Source organism: Microbacterium sp. NPDC007973 (genome assembly GCF_042958465.1).
GTDB classification, from domain to species: domain Bacteria; phylum Actinomycetota; class Actinomycetes; order Actinomycetales; family Microbacteriaceae; genus Microbacterium; species Microbacterium galbum.
Window position 1 is genome coordinate 723691 of record NZ_JBIBJJ010000004.1, and the last position, 24054, is coordinate 747744.

21 protein-coding genes are annotated in these 24054 nt (G+C 72.0%); 9 read left to right on the plus strand and 12 right to left on the minus strand.

All coding sequences use genetic code 11. The annotated features are described in order from the left end of the window. Positions 1–100 precede the first annotated feature (100 nt). On the plus strand, positions 101–1096 hold the full coding sequence (locus ACFZA2_RS16305) for a LacI family DNA-binding transcriptional regulator (RefSeq protein WP_391406874.1): 996 nt from the start codon (positions 101–103) through the stop codon (positions 1094–1096). Between the two features lie 21 nt (positions 1097–1117). On the opposite strand, the gene ACFZA2_RS16310 is transcribed toward ACFZA2_RS16305, so the two are convergent. Then, positions 1118–2458 (minus strand): O-antigen ligase family protein, encoded by a 1341-nt coding sequence (locus ACFZA2_RS16310; RefSeq protein WP_391406876.1) that lies wholly within the window; start codon positions 2456–2458, stop codon positions 1118–1120. A 31-nt stretch (positions 2459–2489) separates the two neighbouring features. Between ACFZA2_RS16310 and ACFZA2_RS16315 the strand changes: the two genes are divergently transcribed. The 3 genes from ACFZA2_RS16315 (at position 2490) to ACFZA2_RS16325 (ending at position 6422) form a co-directional block, all read left to right on the plus strand. After that, positions 2490–3932: an oligosaccharide flippase family protein gene (locus ACFZA2_RS16315; RefSeq protein WP_391406878.1), complete on the plus strand. Its 1443-nt coding sequence runs from the start codon at positions 2490–2492 to the stop codon at positions 3930–3932. A 161-nt stretch (positions 3933–4093) separates the two neighbouring features. Beyond that, positions 4094–5281, plus strand: coding sequence for a nucleotidyltransferase family protein (locus ACFZA2_RS16320; protein ID WP_391406880.1), 1188 nt, complete (start codon positions 4094–4096; stop codon positions 5279–5281). 100 nt (positions 5282–5381) lie between these two features. Next, on the plus strand, positions 5382–6422 hold the full coding sequence (locus ACFZA2_RS16325; protein ID WP_391406882.1) for a glycosyltransferase family 4 protein: 1041 nt from the start codon (positions 5382–5384) through the stop codon (positions 6420–6422). 12 nt (positions 6423–6434) lie between these two features. On the opposite strand, the gene ACFZA2_RS16330 is transcribed toward ACFZA2_RS16325, so the two are convergent. Beyond that, a complete protein-coding gene (locus tag ACFZA2_RS16330) occupies positions 6435–7520 on the minus strand; it encodes a glycosyltransferase family 4 protein (protein ID WP_391406884.1) in 1086 nt (361 codons plus the stop codon). 140 nt (positions 7521–7660) lie between these two features. Here ACFZA2_RS16330 and ACFZA2_RS16335 point away from each other — a divergent pair, with 140 nt between their 5' ends. The 4 genes from ACFZA2_RS16335 (at position 7661) to ACFZA2_RS16350 (ending at position 12173) form a co-directional block, all read left to right on the plus strand. Then, positions 7661–8563 (plus strand): SDR family oxidoreductase, encoded by a 903-nt coding sequence (locus ACFZA2_RS16335; RefSeq protein ID WP_315995242.1) that lies wholly within the window; start codon positions 7661–7663, stop codon positions 8561–8563. Between the two features lie 217 nt (positions 8564–8780). Continuing rightward, positions 8781–10175: an alpha/beta fold hydrolase gene (locus tag ACFZA2_RS16340; RefSeq protein WP_391406887.1), complete on the plus strand. Its 1395-nt coding sequence runs from the start codon at positions 8781–8783 to the stop codon at positions 10173–10175. Next, a complete protein-coding gene (locus tag ACFZA2_RS16345; RefSeq protein WP_391406889.1) occupies positions 10172–11725 on the plus strand; it encodes a GMC family oxidoreductase in 1554 nt (517 codons plus the stop codon). The genes ACFZA2_RS16340 and ACFZA2_RS16345 overlap by 4 nt, the downstream gene beginning before the upstream one ends. Before the next feature lie 103 nt (positions 11726–11828). Beyond that, positions 11829–12173, plus strand: a complete 345-nt coding sequence (locus tag ACFZA2_RS16350) for a LysR family transcriptional regulator (RefSeq protein ID WP_315995245.1) — start codon at positions 11829–11831, stop codon at positions 12171–12173. 232 nt (positions 12174–12405) lie between these two features. Here ACFZA2_RS16350 and ACFZA2_RS16355 read toward each other — a convergent pair whose 3' ends face one another. The 10 genes from ACFZA2_RS16355 to ACFZA2_RS16400 all read right to left on the minus strand — a co-directional run bounded on the left by ACFZA2_RS16355 (position 12406) and on the right by ACFZA2_RS16400 (position 22967). Next, positions 12406–14046, minus strand: a complete 1641-nt coding sequence (locus ACFZA2_RS16355; protein WP_391406891.1) for an ABC-F family ATP-binding cassette domain-containing protein — start codon at positions 14044–14046, stop codon at positions 12406–12408. A gap of 193 nt (positions 14047–14239) precedes the next feature. Further along, on the minus strand, positions 14240–15169 hold the full coding sequence (xerD, locus tag ACFZA2_RS16360; RefSeq protein WP_391406893.1) for a site-specific tyrosine recombinase XerD: 930 nt from the start codon (positions 15167–15169) through the stop codon (positions 14240–14242). 1 nt (position 15170) lies between these two features. After that, positions 15171–15749, minus strand: a complete 579-nt coding sequence (locus tag ACFZA2_RS16365) for an NUDIX domain-containing protein (RefSeq protein ID WP_391406895.1) — start codon at positions 15747–15749, stop codon at positions 15171–15173. 1 nt (position 15750) lies between these two features. Further along, on the minus strand, positions 15751–17448 hold the full coding sequence (locus ACFZA2_RS16370; protein WP_391406950.1) for a CTP synthase: 1698 nt from the start codon (positions 17446–17448) through the stop codon (positions 15751–15753). A gap of 110 nt (positions 17449–17558) precedes the next feature. Beyond that, positions 17559–19253: a DNA repair protein RecN gene (gene recN / locus ACFZA2_RS16375; protein ID WP_391406897.1), complete on the minus strand. Its 1695-nt coding sequence runs from the start codon at positions 19251–19253 to the stop codon at positions 17559–17561. Next, the gene (locus ACFZA2_RS16380; protein WP_315995250.1) at positions 19250–20170 is read right to left on the minus strand and encodes an NAD kinase; all 921 of its coding nucleotides are present in this window, start codon (positions 20168–20170) and stop codon (positions 19250–19252) included. Before ACFZA2_RS16380 ends, recN begins: the two co-directional genes overlap by 4 nt. Next, positions 20167–20967, minus strand: a complete 801-nt coding sequence (locus ACFZA2_RS16385; RefSeq protein ID WP_391406900.1) for a TlyA family RNA methyltransferase — start codon at positions 20965–20967, stop codon at positions 20167–20169. The genes ACFZA2_RS16380 and ACFZA2_RS16385 overlap by 4 nt, the downstream gene beginning before the upstream one ends. After that, a complete protein-coding gene (locus ACFZA2_RS16390) occupies positions 20964–21134 on the minus strand; it encodes a hypothetical protein (RefSeq protein ID WP_391406902.1) in 171 nt (56 codons plus the stop codon). The genes ACFZA2_RS16385 and ACFZA2_RS16390 overlap by 4 nt, the downstream gene beginning before the upstream one ends. A gap of 19 nt (positions 21135–21153) precedes the next feature. Beyond that, a complete protein-coding gene (locus tag ACFZA2_RS16395; protein ID WP_391406904.1) occupies positions 21154–22191 on the minus strand; it encodes an HAD-IIA family hydrolase in 1038 nt (345 codons plus the stop codon). Then, positions 22188–22967 (minus strand): hypothetical protein, encoded by a 780-nt coding sequence (locus ACFZA2_RS16400; RefSeq protein WP_391406906.1) that lies wholly within the window; start codon positions 22965–22967, stop codon positions 22188–22190. The genes ACFZA2_RS16395 and ACFZA2_RS16400 overlap by 4 nt, the downstream gene beginning before the upstream one ends. Positions 22968–22973: 6 nt before the next feature. On the opposite strand from ACFZA2_RS16400, the gene ACFZA2_RS16405 reads away from it, so the two are divergent. Further along, positions 22974–23963 carry a hypothetical protein gene (locus ACFZA2_RS16405; RefSeq protein WP_391406908.1) on the plus strand — a complete coding sequence of 330 codons (990 nt, stop codon included), beginning with the start codon at positions 22974–22976 and terminating at the stop codon, positions 23961–23963. Positions 23964–24054 lie beyond the last annotated feature (91 nt).

Here is a 24054-nt window from a genome sequence, read left to right on the forward strand (position 1 = left end):
GGCGCGTCGTGGACACTCGACAGTCGGTCGCCTCCGTGTCGGCGGCCGGGATCCCTATGCTCGGAGGATGCCGTCCGACGGCATCCACCCGAGGAGACGCATGCGAAAGACCGGCCGGCCGACGATGGTCGACGTCGCGGCAGAGGCGGGCGTCAGCTTCAAGACGGTCTCGCGGGTCATCAACGGCCAGCCCAACGTCGACCCCGCGATGGCGGAGCGCGTCCTCGCCGCGGTCGACCGCCTCGGCTACCACCGCAACGCCCTCGCCGCCAGTCTGCGCTCCGGCGACCGCGACACGGTCGGCTTCATCGCCGCCGATCTGTCGAACACGTTCTACATGTCGGTCGCCGCCGCCGTCTCGTCGGTCGCCTCCCGCGAGCGCATGCACCTGGTGATGGCATCCAGCGAAGAGGATGCCGCAACCGAGCGCACCCTCGCTCTCGACCTCTGCCAGCGCCAGGTCGGCGGTCTCATCGTGGTGCCGACGGCCGATGACCACTCCTACCTGCAGCGCGAGGTCGAGCTCGGCACCCCGGTCGTGTTCCTCGACCGCCCGGGCAGCGGCATCCCCGCCGATGCGATCCTCCTCGACAACCGCGGGGGTGCGCGCGCCGCGGTCGCCGAGCTGCTCGAGGCCGGGCACCAGCGCATCGCCGTTTTCCTCGACGCGCGGAGCATCTTCACGATGGCCGAGCGGTGGGCCGGCGTCGAAGAAGCCTTCGCCGCCGCCGGGCGCGCGGCCGACCCCGCTCTCGTCGTCGACGGCCTCCACACCCCGGCCGTCGCGCGCGACGCCATGCTCCGCTTGCTCGACTCCGACGCCCCGCCGACCGCCGTGTTCTGCGCCAACAACCGCGTCACGATCGGTGTCCTCGAGGCGATCCTCCCCCGTGGCGCCGACATCGCCCTCGCGGGCTTCGACGACTTCGAGCTGTCCCATCTGCTTCCGCGCCGCATCCGCATCGTCGACTACGACGTCTCCGGCCTCGGGCGCCTCGCCGCCGAGACCCTGCTCGCGCGTCGCAACGCCCCGGCGACCGGCTCGCACACGCATCTCGTGCCGACGCACCTGGTCGACCGGGGCGGCGTCCGCTGACAGCCGCGCGCGTGCCCCGCCTCAGCGGGCGCGCCGGCGGAGAGCGGCGCGCGTGAGCGGGGCGGCCGGGGCGTCTGCGGCAGCGGACCGGGCCAACGCCTCCTCCTCCCGTTCGATCCAGGGCCGGCCCGCCACGACGACGAGCGGGACCAGCACGGATGCCGACAGCGGACTCCACCCGACGAGCTCCATCGGCGTCTCCGTCGCCCCGATCACGAGCAGGCCGATGACGAAGGCGATGCCGACCGCGCGTTCCCGGGCCGACGGATGCCGCAGCGCCGAGACGAACGCGGCGAGGATCAGCACGCCGCCGGTGAGGGCGATCACCGCCCCGCCCTGCACGAGCGTCGTCAACGCCAGGTTGTGGGCATGGCTCGCGGCACTGGAGAGCACGTTGCGCAGGAGCGGGTAGTTGTCGGCGAACCAGTGCGCGCCGAGCCCGAACATCCCGTGACCACCGAGCTGCTCGCGGTCGAAGATCCAGATCGCGCCGCGGTAGGTGTAGGCGTCGGGATCGGTCTCGGTGAAGGGCAGCCAGAAGACCGCGAACACCGAGGTGAGGAAGCCGACGACGGCGACGGGGAGGAAAGCCGCCCGGGGAAGCAGTCGAGCGAGCAGCATGACGGCCAGGACCGCCCCCGCCCCGGCGAGCGCGGTCCGCGACGACGACAGCACGAGCGCGGCGCAGATCACCGACACGAGCAATAACCGCACGAGGAGACGGCGGGCGAGGAACGCGCACGGCAGGGAGAGCGCCAGGAACATGCCGAAGGTGTTCGAGTGCGAGAAGATCCCGGCGAGCAGGGGTGCGCCCGTCAGCGACTTGTCGAAGGTGCCGATGCCGCCGGAGACGAGCACCTTCGACGGGACGAAGATGAACGCGAGGATCGACGCGCCAGCCACGACGGCGCCGACGTAGCCGAGGATCGCCAGGTCGGGCATTTTCACCCGCACACTCACCAACAGAGCCCCCACCGCCGAGGTGATGAGCAGACCCAGCGTCGGTGACCGGCCGTGGACGAACTCGTTCGCCGCGAGCATCAGACCGGGCGCGATCGCCAGCAGCAGCGGCGGCCCCTCGACCCTCCAGAAGAGCAAGACGATGAAGGTCGCGACGATAGCGATCGCCGGGACGACGACGGCGCCCAGGTCGTCGAGGGTCGCCGCCAGGGCGACCGTGGAGGTCTTCCCCTCCACGTAGTGCTGTCGGTCGCTCAGGAGGGTCTCCACGATCGGCGAGGCGAGGGAGTACAGCCCCACCACGATCACCATCAGGCGGCGCGCACGGAGGGAGTCGGCTAACCCCCGCTTCGAGAAGTCGGCGCCCCCGGGAACGACTCGGGGCGTGGTTAGCGTGCTCACGGCCGCCACCGTATTGCGCAAGGAGCCCCGCGTGACCACCACCGACGTCGTCGCACCCCGGAGGAAAGGGGCGTTCCTGCTACTCGGGGCGCAGTGGGGCCGGTACCTCTCGCAGGTGCTCGGGATCGTCGTCCTCGCGCGGCTCGTCGGCCCGAGCGATTTCGGCATCGTGGCCCTCGGCGCCTCGGTGGCGGGGCTCGCGGCCGTCCTCGGGGACTTCGGTCTCAGCATGGCGGCGTTGCGCGCTCCCTCCCTCACCGACCGACAGCGCACGAACCTGTTCTGGATGAACACCGGCATCGGCGCCGCGGCCGCGGGCCTGGTCGCCGGGGTCGCCCCGGCCTTCGCCGCCGTGTTCGATGACGGTCGGCTGGTCGTCGTGCTCCTCCTGCTCGCACCCGCGTTCCTCCTGCGCTCCGCGAGCGCGCAGCTCCGCGTGGAGCTGAACCGGTCGGGTCGACTCGAAAGGCTCGCCGGGTCCGAACTCGCGGGCGACCTGTCGGGGCTCGTGGGCGCCGTCGTCCTGGCTCTGCTGGGCGGGGGCTACCTCGCCCTCGCCCTGCAGGGAACGCTGGCCGCCGCGGTCACCCTGGCGGTGGCATTCGCGTGCACGAGGTGGCGGCCGGGTCTCCCCCGCCGCGGAGCGGATATGCGCGGGCTCCTCGCCTTCGGCGGGAACACCTTCGTCGTGCACGCCCTGAACTACGCCTCCACCAACGTGGGCACGCTGATGATCGCGCGGTCCGCCTCCGACCAGGTGATCGGCTTCTACAACCGGGCGACACAGCTCGTGAACCTCCCGATCGACCAAGTGATCACCCCTCTCACGCGCGTCGTCATCCCTCACCTCGCGGGTGCGACCTCGGCATCCGATCTGGGCACCCGACTCGCGAAGTTCCAGGTCGTGCTCTGCTATCCCGCCTTCGCTTACGTGAGCCTGTTCGTCGCCGCGGCCTCTCCCGCCCTCGAGGTGGTTCTCGGGCCCGAGTGGACGCCGGCCGCGGCCTTCGTCCCGGTGCTGGCCGTCGGCGCGCTGTTCCAGACCCTCGGCTATCCCCAGTACTGGGCGTTCGTGTCCACCGGTCGATCCGCCCTGCTCCTGGCCTCCGAGGCGGCGGGGCGCCTCGCCATGATCGCCCTGGCGATCGGGCTCGCGCCCCTCGGTCCCCTCGCGGTGGCGACGGCGGTCGCGGCCGGGCAGTTCCTGTTGTGGATCGCGGCGGCCGTCGTCTTCTTGCCGCGCACGGGGGTGCCGTCGTGGCCGCTGGTTCGCGCCGGACTGCGACCCATCGCGATCTTCGCCACGGCACTGGCGGCCTCGGTCCTGTTCGATCAGCTGTTCGCGGCCTCCCTCGTCGCCCTCGCCCGCCTCTGCGCCATCGTCGGCGTCTGGGGCGTCGTCGTGACAGCGCTGATCCTGCTCGCCGGCCGTCGTGACCTGCGCGTCATCGCCGGGAGCCTCAGACGTCCGTGAAGGCTCCGCGCGTCACGAGACCGCGGGTGAGGTGCGTCGCAAGACGGGACCACGGGGCAGATGATCCCCCTCCCGGACGACTGCTCCTGGGGCGCATGCCCGCCTCGGCCCCTCCCTGAAGACGCCACAGTGGGGGTTTCCCTTCCTCGCTCCGGAGCAGCATGACGTCCACCGCCTCGCCCGTCATCGCCTGGACGGCGATCGCCGCCGGCGTGCTGGACGTCCGCGCGTCGCCGGCCTTCGGCGCAGAGGCCGAGATCCTCATCCTCCCCGCGCTGCCCGCCGAGGCGTTCTGCCTCACCTCGATCGGAGCGGCGCTGTGGCGACGTCTCGTCGAAGACGGGCCGTTGGCCCCCCACCACGTCTCTTCCGCGGAAAGAGCCCTCCTGGAAGAGATGGAGGAGCACGCGATCGTCGCCCGCGACCCGGGGCATCGCGCCCGCGTGCACCGGATCGACCGGGCGACGCTGTCGTCGCCCTTCCACGAGCTGGTCCACGCGCTGGTGGCTCACGTCGCGGGCGAGCGCGGCATCCGGTGCGTGTTCATCAAGGGGCCGACGCTGCACCGGCAAGGACTGCGGACCCGGGAGCACTCCGGCGACGTCGACCTGTGGTGCGCGCCCGACCGATGGGATGATCTCGCCGACGCGCTGCAGGCGTGGGGATGGGAGCGGGAGCCCCACCCGTGGAGGGGCGCCCAGGCCCACCACACCATCACGATGAAGCCGACGAGTTGGGGCTGCGAGATCGACGTCCACCGCCGCATGCCGGGCCTCACCCTCGATGACGCCGACGCCTTCGCGCTCTTGATGAGGGATGCCGTCGCCGTGCGATTCGCGGGGGCCGAGGTGCTCGTGCCCCGCGCCGACGCGCACGCGGTGCTGGCGGCGCTGCACGCCGTCCGCCCGGAGATCGGCCGCCCCCGGCCCGCGGGCGCCCATGCCGTCGCCGTCGATCTGCTGACCCGCGCGACCGGATCGATCGCCGCCGCGCGGGAGATGGGTGCCGTCCCGGCGCTGCTCGACGAGCTGCGCGAGATCGATCCAGGAACGGACTTCTCACAGGATGCCGGGGGCACGCCGCGCGACTGGGAGTGGCGTCGTCAGCCGACACGGGCGCGCGCGTATTTGATCGCTCTGCGCGACGAGCCCCCGCTGGTCCTGCTCCGCTGCGCGGTGAGATCGCTGTGGGCGCCCGACGACGTCGCCCTCGCCTCGGCCCGCCGCCGGGGAGAGCCGACGACGAGCGTCGTTCGCGCCCGTTACCGACGCGTGAAGCGGGGAATCAGCGATCTCGCGCGGACCGTGCGTCGCCCCGCCGGCACCGAGGCCGACGGGACGAGGCGATGACCCCCGACCGCGCGAAGCCGACGGGGATCGTGACGGGCACCGGCTCGGATCGACCGAGCCAGAGGGAGAAGGAACACTGAGCGCCAGCAGCACCGTCGTCGTGAACGGGCGGTTCCTCACCCACACCCCGACCGGTGTGCAGCGGTTCGCACGCGAGATCACGCGCGCGCTCGCGACGATGCGCCCCGTGACGGTCGTCGCACCCCCGGGCGATCTCATCGACGCCGATCTGGGCGCGGAGATCGTGCAGGTCGGCCGGCTGAGCGGACACGCGTGGGAGCAGGTCGCCCTGCCCCTCCACCTCCGCCGCAGCGGGTCCCCCCTCCTCCTGGGGTTGGCGAACACCGGCCCTGTCGCCTATCGCACGCAGGTCGTGACGTGTCACGACATCATCTGGGCGCGGCATCCCGAGAGCTTCGCCCGGTCGTTCCGCCTGCTGTACGCGACGACGACGCCGCTGCTTCTGCGCCGGAGCGCCCACGTGCTCACCGTGAGCTCCTTCTCGCGCGGCGAACTCGTCCGGGAGTTCGGCATCGACCCCCGCCGCATCACCGTGGTCGCCAACGCCGTCTCGCCCGCGTTCCACGCCGACGGTCCGGCGCACGACGAGGGCGTCCCGTACGTCCTCGCCGTCTCGTCTCCGAACCGCCACAAGAACTTCGACGCCCTCGTCGCGGCATTCGAAGCGGCCGACCTCGCGCATATCCGGCGGCTGCTCATCGTCGGTCAACAGGCGCGTGCCTTCCACGCTCAGGCGACGTCGGCCGCTCCGCGGACGCGCGCGCTGGGCCGCGTCGACGACGACGAGCTCATGCGGCTCTACCGCGGCGCCACGGCGTTCGCCTTCCCCTCGCTGTACGAGGGTTTCGGCATCCCCCCGCTCGAAGCGCAGCGCATGGGCACCCCGGTCCTGGCCGCCCGTTCGAGCGCTCTGCCCGACGTGCTCGGCGACAGCGCACTCTGGGTCGACCCGCACGACATCGACGACATGCGCCGCGGGCTCGAGACGCTCGACGGCGATCCGGCTCTGCGCGCCGACCTCGCGCGACGGGGGCGTGAGAACGAGGCGCGCTTCTCCTGGGAGGCATCCGCCCGCCTGGTATCCGACGTCATCGACCGGGTCATGACGACGCGGCGGTGACGATGTCGCCCCTCACCCCCAGACGCGCTCCAGCGCGGCGCGCTGAGACGGCGGTGTGAACCGACCCGCGAGGTAGCGCCCCCACCGCGCGCGATTGTCGGCCGCCCAGTGGTCCAGACGTCCCGCCCGCACCGCCTCGACGAGCCTCGGCATCCCGGTGTCCAGACGCACCGCCGGGGGCAGCTCAGGCATGGCCGGGATCGATCGGGCGAGGATGGGGATGCCGCATTCGTACGCATCGAGCACGGCGATCGCCACGGCCGCCTCCCACGCCGCCGTGTGCACGTAGACGTCGAGGCCGGCGAGCTCGGCGGCGACCCCCTCCGGCGACTGCCACCCGGTGACCTCGACGTCATCCGGCGCGTCCTCGGCCCCCTCTCCCCCGCCGATCCACTTCGCCCGCACATTCACCCCCGGCAGCTCGGCCCGCAGACCGCGGACGACGGAGACGAACGCGTCGGGATCCTTCTGCGGCGCCCAGCGGCCCAGCATCCCCACGGTCACCGTGTCCGCCGCGCTCTCCGACCGGGGCCGCGCCGACGGAGCGCGGCTCACCGACGGCACGTTGGGGATGACGAGGAGCCGGTCCTCGGGATAGCCGAGGCCCGCGGCGGCGAGCGCCTCGCCGGGGCCGCCTGCCGCCAGGACGTCGGCGCGGGGGCGCAGGATCCCCTCGACCGCGCGGTACAGCATCCGGGTTGCGGCGCCGATGTCGCGACGCTCGAAGGCGAAGCAGTGCGGGGTGTACACGAGCCGCGCCCTTCCCGCCCCGAGCACCCGCGCGTAGACACCGGGGAAGCTGGAGTGGGCGTGTACGACATCGGGGCGCACGTCGGTGAGGATCCGGCGCAGCGACGACAGCGCGCGTAGCGGTGTGGTGACGTCCCAGGCGACATGGCGGATCTCCCCCACCCCGCTCCCCTCCCGCCAGACCGGAGCCGGAGCGCCGTCGAGGTGCGGGGAGGCCACGACGTGCGTCAGACCCGCGGGCGTGTTCGCGATGTAGCTGCGGACGGCGACGGGCACGCCGCCGGTCGTGCGGTCCACGAGATGGAGGACGACACGAGGCGGGCGGGGCTGATCGATCGCGGGAGGCACCTCGAGACGGTAGAACCGCACGACGAGCGCACGGTCCCGCTCCGCGCGGGAGAGGCCCGGGTGACACGCGCCCGTGGGCGCCGCCACCCCGAGCCGTCAAGGCCCCGCCAGGACAGCCGGCCCCTGTCTACCGTCGTCGCATGAGCCACGATCGCGACCAGTTCACCTTCGACAACCCGGTCACGCGTTACGCCCGCGTCGAACCGCCCGTGCAGCACCAGCCCGAGCCGGGGGTGCAGGCCGATATGACGCCCGTGCCCGACCTGGGCGAGAAGACCTACCGCGGCCTCGGACGCCTGACCGGACGCAAGGCCCTCATCACCGGCGGCGACTCGGGGATCGGCGGGGCCGTCGCGATCGCCTTCGCCCGCGAGGGCGCCGACGTCGCGATCGTGCACCTGCCCGACGAGCAGCGTGACGCCGACCACATCCTCGACCAGATCCGGGATGCCGGCCGCACCGGCGTCTCGATCGCGACCGACATCACCGACCCGGGCGCGTGCCGCGACCTCGTCGCCCACGCGGCCGAGGCGCTCGGTGGACTGGACATCGTGGTGAACAACGCCGGAAAGCAGGTCATGGTCGAGAAGGTCGACGACCTCTCCGACGAGCAGTTCGAGCAGACGTTCCGCACGAACGTCTTCGCGCCGTTCTGGATCACCAAGGCCGCGCTCGCCCACCTCCCGGAGGGCGGCTCGATCATCAACACCGCGTCTCTCGAGGCCTATGTCCCGGCACCCGACCGCCTCGACTACGCCGCCACGAAGGCGGCGATCAACAACCTGTCGAAGGGCCTCGCGCAGCAGCTCGCCTCCCGCGGCATCCGCGTGAACGTGGTCGCGCCCGGCCCGACCTGGTCGGCGCTGCAGGTGAGCCAGGGGGTCTCCGACGACCAGATGGAGCACTTCGACGACGAGAGCACGTATCAGCGCGCGGGGCAGCCCGCCGAGATCGCGCCCGCGTTCGTCTTCCTGGCATCCGCCGAATCCAGCTACGTCTCGGGCGAGACGCTGAACGTCAACGGCGGCATGGTCACCCCCTGACCCGGCGTCGATGCGCGCCCCGGCCGTCCTTCACCCGACGGCCGGGGCGTTCGTCGTCTCACGGCGGAGATCCCGTCTCGCCGGGCGACGACGGCGCCCGACGCGGTGAGGCCGCCCGTTCCGACGTCCGACGTTCTGCCCTCGCCGCTCGCTTGCGTAAAACGTTCGGATCCGCAAGCGACCCTTCCCCGACCGCGCGGTACGAAACGGTGAAGACATGTCCGAAGACACCGCCTCCGCTCCCGACGAGGCGCCCCTCACCCTGTACATGCTGCATGCGCTCGGAGCGAGCGCCCGGTCGTTCGACCGTGTGGCCGCGCGACTGGCCGGACGCGTCCGCGTCGTCGGCATCGACCTCCCCGGATTCGGCTCCGAAGCTCACGCCACCGAGACAGACCTCGCCCACTCCGTGGCCCACGTCGAGAAGGCGCTGGCGGCGCACGAGGGCGGCCGATGGCTGCTGGGCGGCCACAGCATGGGCGGCAAGATCACGGCTCTCGTGGCCTCCCGCGTCCTGCGCGGAGAGGCGGCCCTGTTCGGCCTGGCCGGCGTCGTCCTCATGGCCCCGTCGCCGCCCCGCCCCGAGCCCATGGACGAGGAGCGGCGTCAGCGCATGCTCTCGTGGGTCGCCGACGGACCGCTCTCCGATGAGGATGCCGAGACCTTCCTCGCCCAGAACGTCGCCGAGCCGCTCGACGCCGAGGCGCACGCGGTCGCCCTCGACGGCCTGCGCCGCACCTCTCCCGCGGCGTGGCGCGCGTGGCTCGAGACGGGCAGCACCGTCGACGCCTCGGCCGAGGTGGGCCTGCTCGACCTGCCGGCGCTCGTGCTGGCCGGTGAGGACGACGCCGATCTCGGCGCCGCGGCTCAGCCCGGCCTGCTGGCCTCGGTCTACCCGCGGGCCCGCTTCGTCGCTCTTCCCGACACGGGGCACCTGATCCCGCTCGAACGCGACGCCGAGGCGGCCGAGGCGATCGCCCGCTTCGTCGACGAGGAGGTGCGGGTCGGTCCCGTCGTCGCCGATGACTGGGCCCGCCTCATCGCCGGCGATCGCGTCGATGACCGGGTGCGCGGCATCCTGGCCCGTCGGGCACTGCCCGACGACCGCGGATACGCGCCCGCGGTGCTCGACCTGGCGCAGTTGACTCTTCTGCGCGAGGTCGCCGACCTGGTGATCCCGCAGGACGGCCCCGCGATCGATCTCGCCGCCCGCGTCGACGCGCAGGTGGCGCGCGGAGAGGGGGACGGGTGGCGCAATGCCGACCTGCCGCCCGACCCCGAGGCATACCGCGCCGGACTCGACACGCTCGCGGCCGTCTGGCCGACGGACCCCGCCGATCGCGAGAGCATCCTGCGCGCGGCGATCGAGGGCGACAGCACCGCCGAGGGCCCGTTCGACGCGGCACGTCTGAAGGTGTGGCTCGAGGACGTGCGTAACGACCTCGTCCGTCAGTGGCTCGCGCACCCCGCGAGCATGGCGCGCGTCGGGTACGACGGGTTCGCCACCGGCGGCTCGCCCATCCGCGGCTACGTGGAGCTGCGGTTGGGACGCCGAGAAGACTGGGAGCCGTCCGGAGTCGGCGGCACGATCGCGACGGGAGACGCCGCATGAACCTCGAAGCCATGCGCACGTTCGCCGATGACGAGACGGTCGACGTCGTCGTCGTCGGAACCGGCGCCGGCGGTGCGCCGCTCACGGCCGAACTGGCCCGCAAGGGTCTCAGCGTCGTCGCCCTCGAGGCCGGGCGCCACTTCGCGCTCGACGACCTGACCCCCGACGAGACCGAAGCGGTCGAGATCAACTGGATGTCGGAGCGCCTGAGCGGCGGCGATGACCCCACGGCGTTCGGACCGAACAACAGCGGTCGCGGCGTCGGCGGCTCGATGCTGCACTGGGGTGCCTTCACGCCGCGTCCCGACCGCCGTGATCTCGCCCTCCGCACGGAGTCGGGCGTGGGCCGCGACTGGCCGGTCGACCCCGACGAACTGTTGTCGTACGTCGAGCGCGTCGAGGGCGACATCGGCGTCTCGGGCCCGAGTCCCTACCCGTGGGACCCCAGCCGCACCTACGCCTACGCCCCCGCGAAGCGCAACGCGCCCGCGAACCTGGTGGCCAAGGGCTGCGACGCCCTGGGCGTGCGGTGGGCCGATGCCCCCGCCGCGGTCCTCACGCGTGCACGCCTGCAGGACCACCACGGCGAGCGCAGCGCCTGCGTCAACTGCGGTGAGTGCCATCAGGGATGCCGGGTGGATGCCAAAGCCTCCACCGCGAACACCTACCTGCCGGTGGCGGTCGCGGCCGGCGCCGAGATCCGCAGCGAGTCGATGGTGCACGGCATCGAGCTCGACGACCGCGGCCACGTCTCCGCGGTCGTGTACCGCAAGGACGGCGTGGATCGCCGTCAGCGCTGCCGGGCGCTCGTGCTCGCGGGCGGCGGGGTCGAGACCCCGCGACTGCTGCTGCACACGGGACTGGCCAACGACAACGGTCAGGTGGGCCGCAACTTCCTCGCGCACGGCGCGACCCAGGTGTGGGGACGCTTCGACGAGCCGGTGCGCGGACACCGCGGCTATCCGTCGTCGCTCATCTCCGAAGACATGATGCGCCCGGCGGACGCGGATTTCGCGGGCGGCTACCTCGTCCAGAGCCTCGGTGTCATGCCCGTGACCTTCTCGACGACGCTCGTGCGCGGCGGGGGCCTGTGGGGTCCCGAGCTCATGCAGCGGCTCGAGCAGGCGCGCTTCATGGCGGGCATCGGCATCAACGCCGACTGCCTGCCGGCCGACGACAACCGGTTGGTGCTGAGCGACGAGACCGACGAATTCGGCATCCCGCGGGCGCGCGTGAGTTTCACCGCCGGAGAGAACGAGAAGGCGATCGACAAGCACGCGACGGCGTTCATGTTGCGGGTGATGGAGGCCGCCGGCGCACGCGAGACGATGGTGCTGGCCCGGACGGCCCACACGATCGGCACGTGCCGCATGTCGAGCGATCCCTCGGACGGCGTGGTGGACGCCGACGGCCGCTCCCACGAGATCCCCAACCTGTGGATCTGCGACAACTCCGTCTTCCCTTCGGCGATCGCCGCGAATCCCGCCCTGACGATCATGGCGCTGTCCCTGCGCACCGCCGACCGCTTCCTGGCATCCACCGCCGCCTGACCCCTCCTTGCCGAGTGTCCAGGACACGCCGTACGCACTTCTCGCGACGCGGCGTGTCCTGGACACTCACCACCACGTGGCTCCGCACGGGAGAATGGATGCCATGAAGCTCGAGCACCTCGTCCGGTTCGCCGCCCTCGCCGAGGAGCTGCACTTCCCGCGCGCGGCCGACAAGCTCGGCATCCCCCTCGCCTCGCTCTACACGACGCTCGACAAGCTCGAGGAGGAGGTGGGCCAGCCGCTCGTGCAGCGCACGGCGCCCACGCGCCTGCTGCCCGCGGGCGCCCTGCTGCTCGAGGAGGCCCACCGGCGCATCGCCGATGCGCCTCCGCCCGCGCCGAAGCAGAAGGCTCCCGGCGGCGGCAAGGCCAAGGCCAACAAGGGGAAGGGTCGCGCGCCGATCGTGAAGGGTCAGCCCAAGCCCTACAAGAAGCGCCAGGGCCGCTGACCCGCGGAACCCTCCTTCGCCCTTCCACGGCTGATCGATCGTCGGGTCGACCCGGCGCTCACCGCTGCCTGTGCCCAGGAACCCTGCTCACACGGCACTCCTCGTCACGGGCGTGAGGGCAGCGGCCTCGCATCTCGATAAACGCTCTCTGCACCGAGGAACGCCGTCGGCGAGCGTTTCTCGGTGCAGAGAGCGTTTATCGGCGGGCCGAGCCGGCCCCTGGCGACCGGACCTAGAGCTCCGAGACCCGCCCGGCCTCCACGTGCCAGCGACGATCGGTCTCGACGGCCGCGAGCATGCGCCGGTCGTGGGTGACCAGCAGCAGCGTCCCGGTGTACGAGCCCAGCGCCTGTTCCAACTGCTCGATCGCGGGAAGGTCGAGGTGGTTCGTCGGCTCGTCGAGCACGAGCACGTTGACCCCGCGCGCCTGCAGCAGCGCGAGCCCCGCGCGCGTCCGCTCGCCCGGCGACAGCCCGTCGACCGGCCGGGTGACGTGATCGGCTTTGAGGCCGAACTTCGCCAGCAGAGTGCGGACCTCCCCGGCGTTCAGCTCCGGCACGAGCGCCTCGAACGTCTCCGCGAGCGGCCGCTCCCCCACCAGCAGCGACCGCGCCTGGTCGATCTCGCCGATCGCGACGCTCGTCCCGAGCGACGCCGTGCCCTCGTCGGGCGACTGTCGACCCAGGATGCCGCGCAGCAGCGTCGACTTCCCGGCACCGTTCGGCCCGGTGATGCCGATGCGTTCGCCGGCGTTGATCTGGACCGAGACGGGTCCAAGGGTGAAGTCGCCCTGTCGGAACACGGCCCCGGAGAGCGTCGACACGACCGAGCTCGACCGCGGGGCCGACCCGATCGTGAATTCGAGCTGCCACTCCTTACGGGGCTCCTCGACCTCGTCGAGTCGCGCGATACGGCTCTCCATCTGCCGCACCTTCTGCGCCTGCTTCTCACTCGACTCGGTAGCGGCCTTGCGGCGGATCTTGTCGTTGTCGGGGGACTTCTTCATCGCGTTACGAACACCCTGGCTCGACCACTCGCGCTGCGTCCGGGCTCGAGAAACGAGATCGGCCTTCGTCTCGGCGTACTCCTCGTACTTCTCCCGCGCCTGTCGCCGCAGCGTCGCGCGCTCCTCGAGGTAGGCGTCGTACCCTCCGCCGTAGACGCGGTGCGTGTTCTGCGCCAGGTCGAGCTCGAGCACCCGGGTCACCGATCTGGCGAGGAACTCGCGGTCATGGCTGACCAGCACCACGCCGCCGCGCAGGCCCCGCACGAAGTCTTCGAGCCGCTCGAGGCCGTCGAGGTCGAGGTCGTTCGTGGGCTCGTCGAGGAGCGCGATGTCGAAGCGCGACAGCAGCAGCGCCGCGAGCCCCACGCGCGCCGCCTGACCCCCGGAGAGCCCGGTCATCTCGGCATCCGGTCCCACCTTCAGCCCGAGGTCGGCCAGAACCTGCGGCATCCGCTCGTCGAGGTCGGCGGCGCCGCTCGCGAGCCATCGCTCGAGGGCCGTGGCGTAGGCGTCGTCAGCGCCCACGGCCGTGGGGTCGCCGAGGGCTGCCGCCGTGGCATCCATCTCGCGGGTCGCCTCCGCGCACCCGGTGCGACGAGCGATGTACTGCGCGACCGTCTCACCCGCGACGCGCTCGTGCTCCTGCGGAAGCCACCCGACGAACGCATCGGCGGGCGCGAGGCTGACGGTTCCGGCGAGGGGCTCGTCGGCCCCGGCGAGCAGCCGCAGCAGGGTCGACTTACCGGCCCCGTTGGCCCCGACGAGCCCGACCACGTCGCCGGGCGCGACCGTGAGGTCGACGCCCTCGAAGAGCGTGCGGTGGCCGTATCCCCCGGCGAGGTTCTGGGCAACGAGGGTGGCGGTCATCCCCCTATCCTCCCAGGCCGACCGCCACGCACCGCGCCGTCACCGGTGTGCCGAGGGCCCCGCCGGCCCTCCGCGTCGGTCACGTCGCTCGACGGCGACGACGATGAGCCTCAGGATGCCGAGACCGGCGACCGGGAGTGCCCGGGCGACGGCCGCGGTGCGCACCGCCGGCACGACCGGCGCGTCCCGCGCGTCACCGCGCCCGCGGATGAGAGGTCGCGTACACGTCGCGCAGCGCGTCGACCGAGACGTGCGTGTAGATCTGGGTCGTCGCGACCGAGGCGTGGCCCAACAGCTCCTGCACGACCCGCACGTCGGCGCCGCCCTGCAGCAGATGCGTCGCGAACGAGTGCCGCAGGGTGTGCGGTGAGACGTGGGCGGTGAGCCCCGCGCCCTCGGCCGCGGCCTGGATGATCAGCCAGGCGCTCTGACGCGACAGCGGGGCGCCGCGCACGCCGAGGAAGAGGCGCGGCGTCGCGCGTCCCTTCGCGGCGAGGGCGGGTCGCACGCGCGTCAGGTAGGCATCGAGGGCAGCCCGGGCGTACGAGCCGACCGGCACGATGCGCTCCTTGTCGCCCTTGCCCCGCACGCGCAGCAGGTCCCCCCGAGCGACGTCGTCGACGTCGAGGTGGACGATCTCCGACACGCGGGCTCCCGTCGCGTAGAGCAGTTCGAGCAGCGCCCGATCGCGCACCGCAGCGGGGTCCGCGGCCGTGGCGTCCGCGGATCCGGGCACCGGTCCCGCGGCATCCAGCAGGGCGTCGACCTGCGTGATCGTCAGTGCCTTCGGCAGACGCCGGGGCGCCTTCGGCGGCCGCAGGCGTCCGCTCGGATCGGCCTCGGACCGCCCCTCGCGCACGAGGAAGCGGTGGAGCCCCCGCACGGACGACTGCATCCGCGCCAGGGACGATGCCGCGGGAGGGGGCTCGGCCGAGGCGCGCTCCGCGCCGAAGTCGGCGACCCGTTCCGGCGTCACCGCGTCGACGTCTACGATCCCGCGTGCGCGGAGCCACTCCACGTACACGTCCAGATCGCGGCGGTACGCGGCGACGGTGTGATCCGACAGGCCCCGCTCGAGCGCGATGTGACGCAGATACGTCTCGACGGCGCGCTCGAGCTCCACGTCAGGCCGACGCGGCCTCGCGGCGGAGGATCTCGGCCGCGGCGAGCGCCCCCGCGGCCAGGATGCCGTTGCGCAGGCGCCCGGCGATGACCCCGTCGATCACGTCGGCGAGCGGCACGCGCTCCACCCGCATGTCGGACTCCTCGTGCTCGCGCTCGTAGTCGGTCTCGACCGTGCGCAGGCCGCGCGCGAGGAAGAGATGCACGACCTCGTCATTGCCCCCGGGGGTGGTGTGCATCGACAGCAGGTGCTGCCAGCGGTCGGCTTCGAGGTCGACCTCCTCGGTCAGCTCGCGCTTCGCGGTCTCGATCGGCGGCTCGCCCGCCACATCGAGCAGGCCAGCCGGGATCTCCCAGTCGCGCTCCTTGATGGGGTGGCGGTACTGCTGGATGAGCACGACCCGTCCCTCGTCGTCGATCGCCACGACGGCCGCGGCCCCGGGGTGCTCGACGTACTGGCGGGTCATCTCCCCGTCGCCGTAGCGCACGGTGTCGCTGCGGACGTCCCATACGGCACCCTCGTAGACCACCTCGGTCGAGACGACCTCGAGGTCGACCGGCTCGTCGCGCAGCTGCTCCACGTCAGTCCTCCTCGACGTCGAACAGTTCGCTCGAGCGGTGACGCTCGAGGGCCGCGCCGACGAGCCCGCGGAACAGCGGGTGCGGCTCGGTCGGACGCGAGCGCAGCTCGGGATGCGCCTGCGTGGCGATGTAGTACGGGTGCACGTCGCGCGGAAGCTCGACGAACTCCACGAGGTCGAGGTCGGGGTTCAGTCCCGAGAACACCAGGCCCGCGTCGCTGAGCTGCTGACGGTAGGCGTTGTTGACCTCGTAGCGGTGGCGGTGGCGCTCCGAGATGCTGTTCGCTCCATAGACCTCCGCCGCGAGCGAGCCCTCCGCGAGGGCGGCCGGGTACAGCCCCAGACGCATCGTGCCGCCCAGGTCGCCGCTCTCGAGGATGTCGATCTGCTCGGCCATCGTCGCCACGACGGGGTGCGCGGTGTCGGGATCGAATTCGCTCGACGACGCGCCCTCGAGACCGGCGACGGTACGCGCGTACTCGATGACCATGCACTGCAGGCCGAGGCAGATGCCGAGAGTGGGGATGCCCTGCTCGCGAGCGAAGCGCAGCGCACCGAGCTTGCCCTCGATGCCGCGGATGCCGAACCCGCCCGGCACGATGATGCCGTCGACGGCTCCGAGGGCCTTGGCCGCCCCCTCGGGCGTCTCGCACAGGTCGGACGGGATCCACGTGATCTTGACGTGGGTCTCCTGCCCGAAGCCACCGGCCTTGATGGCCTCGGTGACCGACAGGTAGGCGTCGGGAAGGTCGATGTACTTGCCGACGAGACCAATCGTGACCTCGTGCTTGGGGTTGTGCACCGCCTGCAGCACGCGGTTCCAGCGCGACCAGTCCACGTCGGCGGCCTTGGAGATCTCGAGAGCGTCGACGATGTACGCGTCGAGACCCTGGTCGTGCATCATCGACGGGATGTCGTAGATGCTCGGCACATCGATGGCGTTGACGACCGCGTCCTCGTCGACGTCGCACATGAGGGCGATCTTGCGCTTGTTCGACTCGGTGACGGGCCGGTCGCTGCGCAGCACGAGGGCGTCGGGCTGGATGCCGATGGAGCGCAGGGTCGCGACGGAGTGCTGCGTCGGCTTGGTCTTCTGCTCCCCCGAGGCGCCCATGAAGGGAACGAGCGAGACGTGCACGAAGAAGACGTTCTTGCGGCCGAGCTCGTGACGGATCTGTCGCGCAGACTCGATGAACGGCTGCGACTCGATGTCGCCGACCGTGCCGCCGATCTCGGTGATGATGACGTCGGGCTGCGGGCTCTCGCTCGCCTGCAGGCGCATGCGGCGCTTGATCTCGTCGGTGATGTGCGGGATGACCTGCACGGTGTCGCCGAGGTACTCGCCGCGACGCTCGCGCGCGATGACCTGCGAGTAGATCTGGCCCGTCGTGACGTTGGCCGCCTGGCTCAGCTCGATGTCGAGGAAACGCTCGTAGTGGCCGATGTCGAGGTCGGTCTCCGCGCCGTCGTCGGTCACGAAGACCTCGCCGTGCTGGAACGGGTTCATGGTGCCCGGATCCACGTTGAGATAGGGATCGAGCTTCTGCATGACCACGCGGAGTCCGCGGGCCGTGAGGAGGTTGCCGAGGCTTGCCGCCGTCAGGCCTTTGCCCAGGGAGGAGACGACCCCTCCGGTCACGAAGATGTGCTTCGTCGTGAAGGTCGTGCTGTCTGAATGTCCCGCGTCCGAAGTCTGCATCACGGGCTTCGATCCTATCAGTCGGGTGTGGGGGTTCGCCTCAGAGTCTGGCAGCCCCTTCCGACATCCACGTCACGCCCGCGTGTCGATCGGGGGTCGAAGCACTCGGATCAGCGGGTCCGGCCGGTCTCGAGCAGTTCCCGCGCGTGCGTCAGAGCGGCGTCCGAGTCGGCGAGTCCCGACAGCAGCCGCGCCATCTCCGCTTCGCGCTCCGCTCCGTCGAGCCGACGGACGCTGGATGCCGTGACCGCGCCGTCGTTCCCCTTGACGACGGTGAGGTGGTTGCCCGCGAACGCGGCGACCTGCGCGAGGTGCGTGACCGCGATCACCTGCGAGGATTCGGCCAGGCGCGCCAGACGTCGTCCGACCTCGATGGCCGCGGCGCCGCCGATCCCGGCATCCACTTCGTCGAAGACGAACGTCGGTACCGGGTCGACGCCGGCGATGACCACCTCGATGGCGAGCATCACACGGCTGAGCTCTCCGCCCGACGCCCCGCGCGACACCGGCCGCGGGTCTGCTCCGGGGTGCGGAGCGAGGAGGATCGAGACGTCGTCGCGGCCGTGCGCCGCGGGGGCGGCGGCAGCCAGGTCGACGGTCAAGCGCGCATCGGGAAGGGCGAGGGCGTGCAGCTCCTCGGTCACCGCCGCACCGAGCCGCTCCGCTGCGTCCCGGCGGGCCGCGGTCAGGGCGTCGGCGGCGGCGTCGAGTTCGCGGGCGGCGGCGTCGCGCTGAGCGGTGAGACGCTCGACGCGATCGCCGTCGTCGTCCAGTTCGACGAGGCGGGCCGATCCCGTCGCCAGAAGCTCGATCGCGGCGTCCACGGAGCCGTGGGTGCGCGCCAGTGCCGCGAGCACCCCGCGGCGCTCGTCGACCGCCGCGAGCTCGTGGGGACCGGATTCGTCGAGGTCGGCGAGGTAGCCCGACAGCGCGACGGAGGCATCGGTCGCGCGGTACCCCAGATCGGCGACCTGCTCGCCGATCGCCGCCAGAGCGGCGTCGCTTCCGGAGATGCGTTCGAGGGCGCGACGGGCCTCCGCCAGGAGCGACACGACGTCGGGGGCGCCGTCCTCGTTCGACAGCGCCGCGTGCGCGGTCACCGCGGCGACGCGCAGTTCCTCGGCGTTCGCGAGGCGCTCGGCGCGGCGCGCGAGCTCGTCCTCCTCGCCGGGGAGAGGAGCGGCCGCCTCGATCTCCGCGATCGCGGCACGCAGCTGCTCGGCTTCGCGCGCCCGGTCATCGCGGTCGCCGGTGAGCGCCGACAGCTCGGCGTCGAGGGTGCGCCAGGCGTCCCACGCGGCGCGATAGGCCGTCCGGGCCGCGGTCACGGTGTCTCCGCCGAAGCGGTCGAGCGCATCGCGCTGCGCCGAGGCCGACCGCAGCCGCAACTGGTCGGATTGCCCGTGCACCACGACGAGATCGTCGGCGAGGTCGGCGAGCACTCCCGCGGGAGCGGTCCGGCCGCCTACGGTGGCGCGACCCCGGCCCTCGCTCGACACGGTGCGCCCGAGGTACAGTTCCGCCGCCCCCTCGCCGACCGGCTCGACGTCACCGCCCGCCTCGCGCACGCGAGCGGCCACGGGGCCGTCCTCCGGTACGAGCCACACGCCCTCGACCGCGGCCTGAGCGGCGCCCGAGCGCACCGCGCCCGAGTCCGCCCGCTGCCCCAGCAGCAGTCCGAGACCCGTGACCACCATCGTCTTGCCCGCGCCGGTCTCCCCCGTGATCGCCGTGAACCCACGCCCGATGGGCAGGGTCGCGTCGGCGATCACGCCGAGGTCTTTGAGCCGCATCTCTTCGATCACGCCGCACCTCCGGTGGCGCCGCGCCACCCGGTGACGGGAAGGCGGAACTTGCGGACCAGTCGATCCGTGAAGGCCGCCGGGTGCAGGCGGGCGAGACGCACCGGCCGCGACGATCGCCGCACGACGACTCGTGCCCCGGGCGGCAGCTCGTGAGAGCGACGACCGTCGCACCACAGGATGCCGCTTCCGCTCGTGCGCTCGAGCACCTCGACGGCGACCGTGGCGTCGGGGCTCACCACGAGGGGGCGAGCGAAGAGCGCGTGCGCTGACAGCGGCACCACGGCGATGGCTTCGACGGTGGGCCAGATGACCGGCCCCCCGGCCGAGAAGTTGTACGCGGTCGATCCGGTGGGCGACGCGACGACGACCCCGTCGCATCCGAATGACGACAGCGGTCGGCCGTCGACCTCCATGACCACCTCGAGCATGCGCTCCCGGCTGGCCTTCTCGACAGTGGCCTCGTTCAGGGCCCAGGTCTCGAAGATGACGCTGTCGTCGGCATCCAGCACCCGCACGGCGAGGGCGAGACGCTCTTCGACGGTGTAGTCCCGCGCGATCACGCGGCGGACGGCGTCGTCCATGTCGTCGCGCTCGATCTCGGCCAGGAACCCGACGTGCCCCATGTTGATGCCGAGGATGGGCGCCCGCCCTCCGCGCACGGTCTCGGCGGCGCGCAAGATGGTGCCGTCGCCGCCGAGGACGATCGCGAGTTCCACGTCGGCGATGTCGACGTCGACGCCGAGAGTCTCGACGCCCTCGAGCGAGAGCCGCTCGGCCAGTTCGGGTCGGTCCTCCGCCGAGACGACGGGGGTCGCCCCCGCCGCGCGCACCGCGGTGAGGATGCGCTCGGCGGCATGGACGGTGTCGTCACGACGGGCGTGCACGACGAGGAGGATTCGGCGATCGCTGGGGGTCATCGGCTTCCGGTCAGTTCGGTCACGGTGCTCTCCCATTCTGAGGGGTCACCGCCCCGGACGGCCGAGAACCACGCGACATACTCCTGGTTGCCGTGCGTTCCGACGAGGGGCGACGCGATCAGGCCGGCCGTGCGCAGTCCCGTGTCCCACGCCGCCCACAGCACGCCGTGCACGGCGTCGGAGCGCAGGGCGGGGTCGGTGACCAGTCCGCCCTTCACCGCCGTGCGCCCCACTTCGAACTGCGGTTTGATCAGCAGGACCACGTCGGCGTCGGGCGCCGCGGTGTCCGCGACGGCCGGGAGCACGTGGTGCAGCGAGATGAACGACAGATCGCCGGTCACCACGCGCGGGCGCTCGTCGACTCCCGTCGCAGCGGCGAGGGAGTCGGCGGTCATGAACCGCACGTTATACCCCTCGACCGACACGACGTCGGGGGCGCCGACCAGAACGGTGGACAACTGCCCGTGGCCGACATCGACCGCCATGACCGGTCGGGCACCGCGCTCGCGCAGCACCTGCGTGAACCCGCCCGTCGATGCCCCGAGGTCCAGGGCGGTGCGCCCCTCCACCTCGATCGGGAAGGCGTCGAGTCCCGCGATCAGCTTGTGCGCCGCGCGGCTGACGTAATGGTCGGCGCCGGCGACGGAGATCTCGTTGTCGTCCACGACCGGCGTCGACGGCTTGACCACCGGCCGCCCGTCGACGCTCACGACGCCCGAGGCGATGAGCTGCGCCGCGTGCGAGCGCGAACGGGCGAGTCCGCGGGCGGCGAGTGCCGCGTCGAGGCGGGTCGTCACGGGCGCGACGCGGCCGACGAGTCGGTGGGGGCCGACGCAAGTCGCTGCGCCAGTTCGTCGTGCACGGCGGCGTAGGCGTCCGCGCGCGCGTCCAGCGGCTGCTCCTCGATGAGGCGCAGCCGATCGATCAGATCGGTCGGGGCATCCGGGGCGGCATCGTCCGACATGGATGCCATGCTACCGACGTCAGCGCACCCGGAACGGGTCCGCGTACAGCTGCTCCGGCACGCGGAAGCCGAAGATGGCCCGGCCCGAGTTCCAGATGGCGGCTGCTCCCGCGCGCAGGAGGTCGATCTGACGGTCGCCGGTCGACACGATGCGCAGGTCGACGCCGTCGATCTCGACGACCGCGTCGCCGACCCGCGTGCGGTCCCCCTTGACGACGGTGGCCGGGTACGGCTCGAACAGCTGGCGAAGGTCCTCGACGATGTAATCAGGGCGCTGGGAGGGCGGTGCCGCCAGCACCTGCTTGGGCCGGTCGATGCCGGTCAGCACGAGGACCGACGGCATCTCGGCGACGCGCGCACCCTGGATGTCGGTGTCGAGACGGTCGCCGATGAACAGCGGCGACGTCGCGCCCGTGCGGGCCACGGCTTCGTCGAAGATGGGGCGTTCCGGCTTGCCGGCGATGGTCGCCAGGCGCCCCACCGCCGTGTGGACGGCCGACACGAGCGTGCCGTTGCCCGGGGCGATGCCCCGCGCCTGAGGAATGGTCCAGTCGGTGTTCGTGGCCACCCAGGGGATGCCACCCTCTTCCACCGGCGTCGCCAGCGCGTAGGCGGCCTCGGCGAGGTGCTTCCACCCCACCTCGGGCGCGAAGCCCTGCACGACCGCGGCCGGGGAATCGTCGGCGCTGCGGGTGACGACGAAGCCCGCCTTCTCCACCTCGACGACGAGTCCCTCCCCGCCGATGACGAGGAGCGTCGAGCCCGCCGGGACGAGGTCCTTCATCAACCGCATCGCGGCCTGCGGGCTCGTGACCACGTCCTCGGCCGCGACGCTCAACCCGAGCGAACTCAGGTGCTCCGCCACCGACGCGTCGGTGCGCGAGGCGTTGTTCGTGATGTACCCGAGACGGAGCCCCTCGGCCTGGGCGCGGTTGAGGCTGTCGACCGCGTGCGGGAGTGCCCCCGGGCCCGCATAGACCACGCCGTCGAGGTCGGAGAGCACGACGTCCACCCCGTCCAACGGCGTGGGCTGCGCGGCCGCACGACGGAAGATCATCGCGACCCCTCGGCCTCGTCGTCCGCCGCGGTCCCCTCGTCATCCGAGACGACGTCCTCGTCCGAGGTGGCAGAACCAGGGTCCGTCGCATGGGAGTGCTCGTCGGGCTCGGCGCCGGCCGCGTCGTCGGACGCGTCCGAGGTGTCGTCGTCGTCGACGTCGTCGACGGGGATGACACCGGATGCCACGTCCACTCCGCCGTCGTCATCGATCAGGTCGATCTCCTCGACGACGATGACCTCGCGATCGGCCACTCCGGCAGCGGCGTCCAGCGCCTCTGCGGCGATGTCCGCGCGCCGTTGCCACTCCGCGGCCTCCGCGTCGCGCCCCAACTCCTCGAGGACGGCCGCACGCGCGGAGAAGAGAGCGGGGCTCCATTCGAACGCGCGGTCGGGATCGGCCTCGGGGATCTCCAGCTCCTGCAGGGCACGATCCGTCTGCCCGAGGTCGAGGCGGGCACCCGACATGGCGATCGCCAGCTGGACGCGCACGGGCACCGACAGAGTCGAACGGTCGACCGCCCGGCCTTCCTCGAGTGCGCGGTCAGCACGACCGACGCCGCGTTCGCTGTCGACGATCAGCGGCAGCTGCTCGTCGGAGCCCGTGATGCGGCGGTGCGTGCGCAGCTCGCGCAGGGCGAGCGCGAAGTCGCCCACCGCGTAGGCGGTGATCGCGACGGTCTCCCGGACGACGCCCACGCGACCCGCGCTGCGCGAAGCGGCGAGGGCGTGCTGGTGGGCGAGCGCGGGGTCCTCGTCGATGAGGCGGGCCGCCATCGCCAGATGCCGGGCGACGTTGTCGGCGTTGTCCTTGCTCAGGGTCTTGAGCTCGTTGCGCGCCGCGCCGGGCAGGTCGAAGGCCGTGATGTCGTCGGGCAGCTCGGGGCCACGTTCGCGCCGGTCCTGCGGCGGGCGGGTCGTGCGCGCATCGTCCCGGTCGAAGCGACGGGGCGCTCCCGCGCCCGGGCGGCTGTCGCGCGAAGGACGCCGGTCGCCGCCGCCGAAGCCACGCTCACCGCCGTCACGACGCGCGGGACGGTCGCCGTCACGGCGGAACGGACGGTCACCGTCGTTCCGGTACGGGCGCGCCTCCCCGTCACGACGCACAGGTCGGTCGCCATCACGGCGGAACGGACGGTCACCGTCATTCCGGTACGGACGAGCCTCCCCGTCACGACGCACAGGTCGGTCTCCGTCACGACGTACAGGACGCTCGCCGTCACGACGTACAGGACGCTCGCCGTCACGACGAACAGGACGCTCGCCGTCACGACGCACAGGACGATCGCCGTCACGACGCACGGGACGGTCGCCGTCACGGCGGAACGGACGGTCACCGTCGTTCCGGTACGGACGAGCCTCCCCGTCACGACGGACAGGTCGGTCGCCGTCACGACGCGCGGGACGGTCGCCGTCACGACGTACAGGACGCTCGCCGTCACGACGGAACGGACGGTCACCGTCGTTCCGGTACGGACGAGCCTCCCCGTCACGACGGACAGGACGGTCGCCATCGCGACGCACGGGACGGTCGCCATCCCGGCGGACGGGGCGATCGCCGTCACGACGGAACGGACGGTCACCGTCGCGCCGAGGACGGCCGGCGTTTTCGCCGTCACGGCGGGGAGGCCGTTCTCCGCGGGACGGCGAACCGTCGCCGCGCGCAGACCGACCACGGTCGAAGCCACGGTCGTTCGAGCGCCCGTCGTTACTCCTGCGCTCGTTGGAATCGTCCGTCGACATGATCGTCCTCCCCGGGAATTGTGCCCGTAAATGCGAAATGGCCACCCAGCGTTGGGTGGCCATTTCGTTAAAGGAAGTCCGGCGGTGTCCTACTCTCCCACAGGGTCCCCCCTGCAGTACC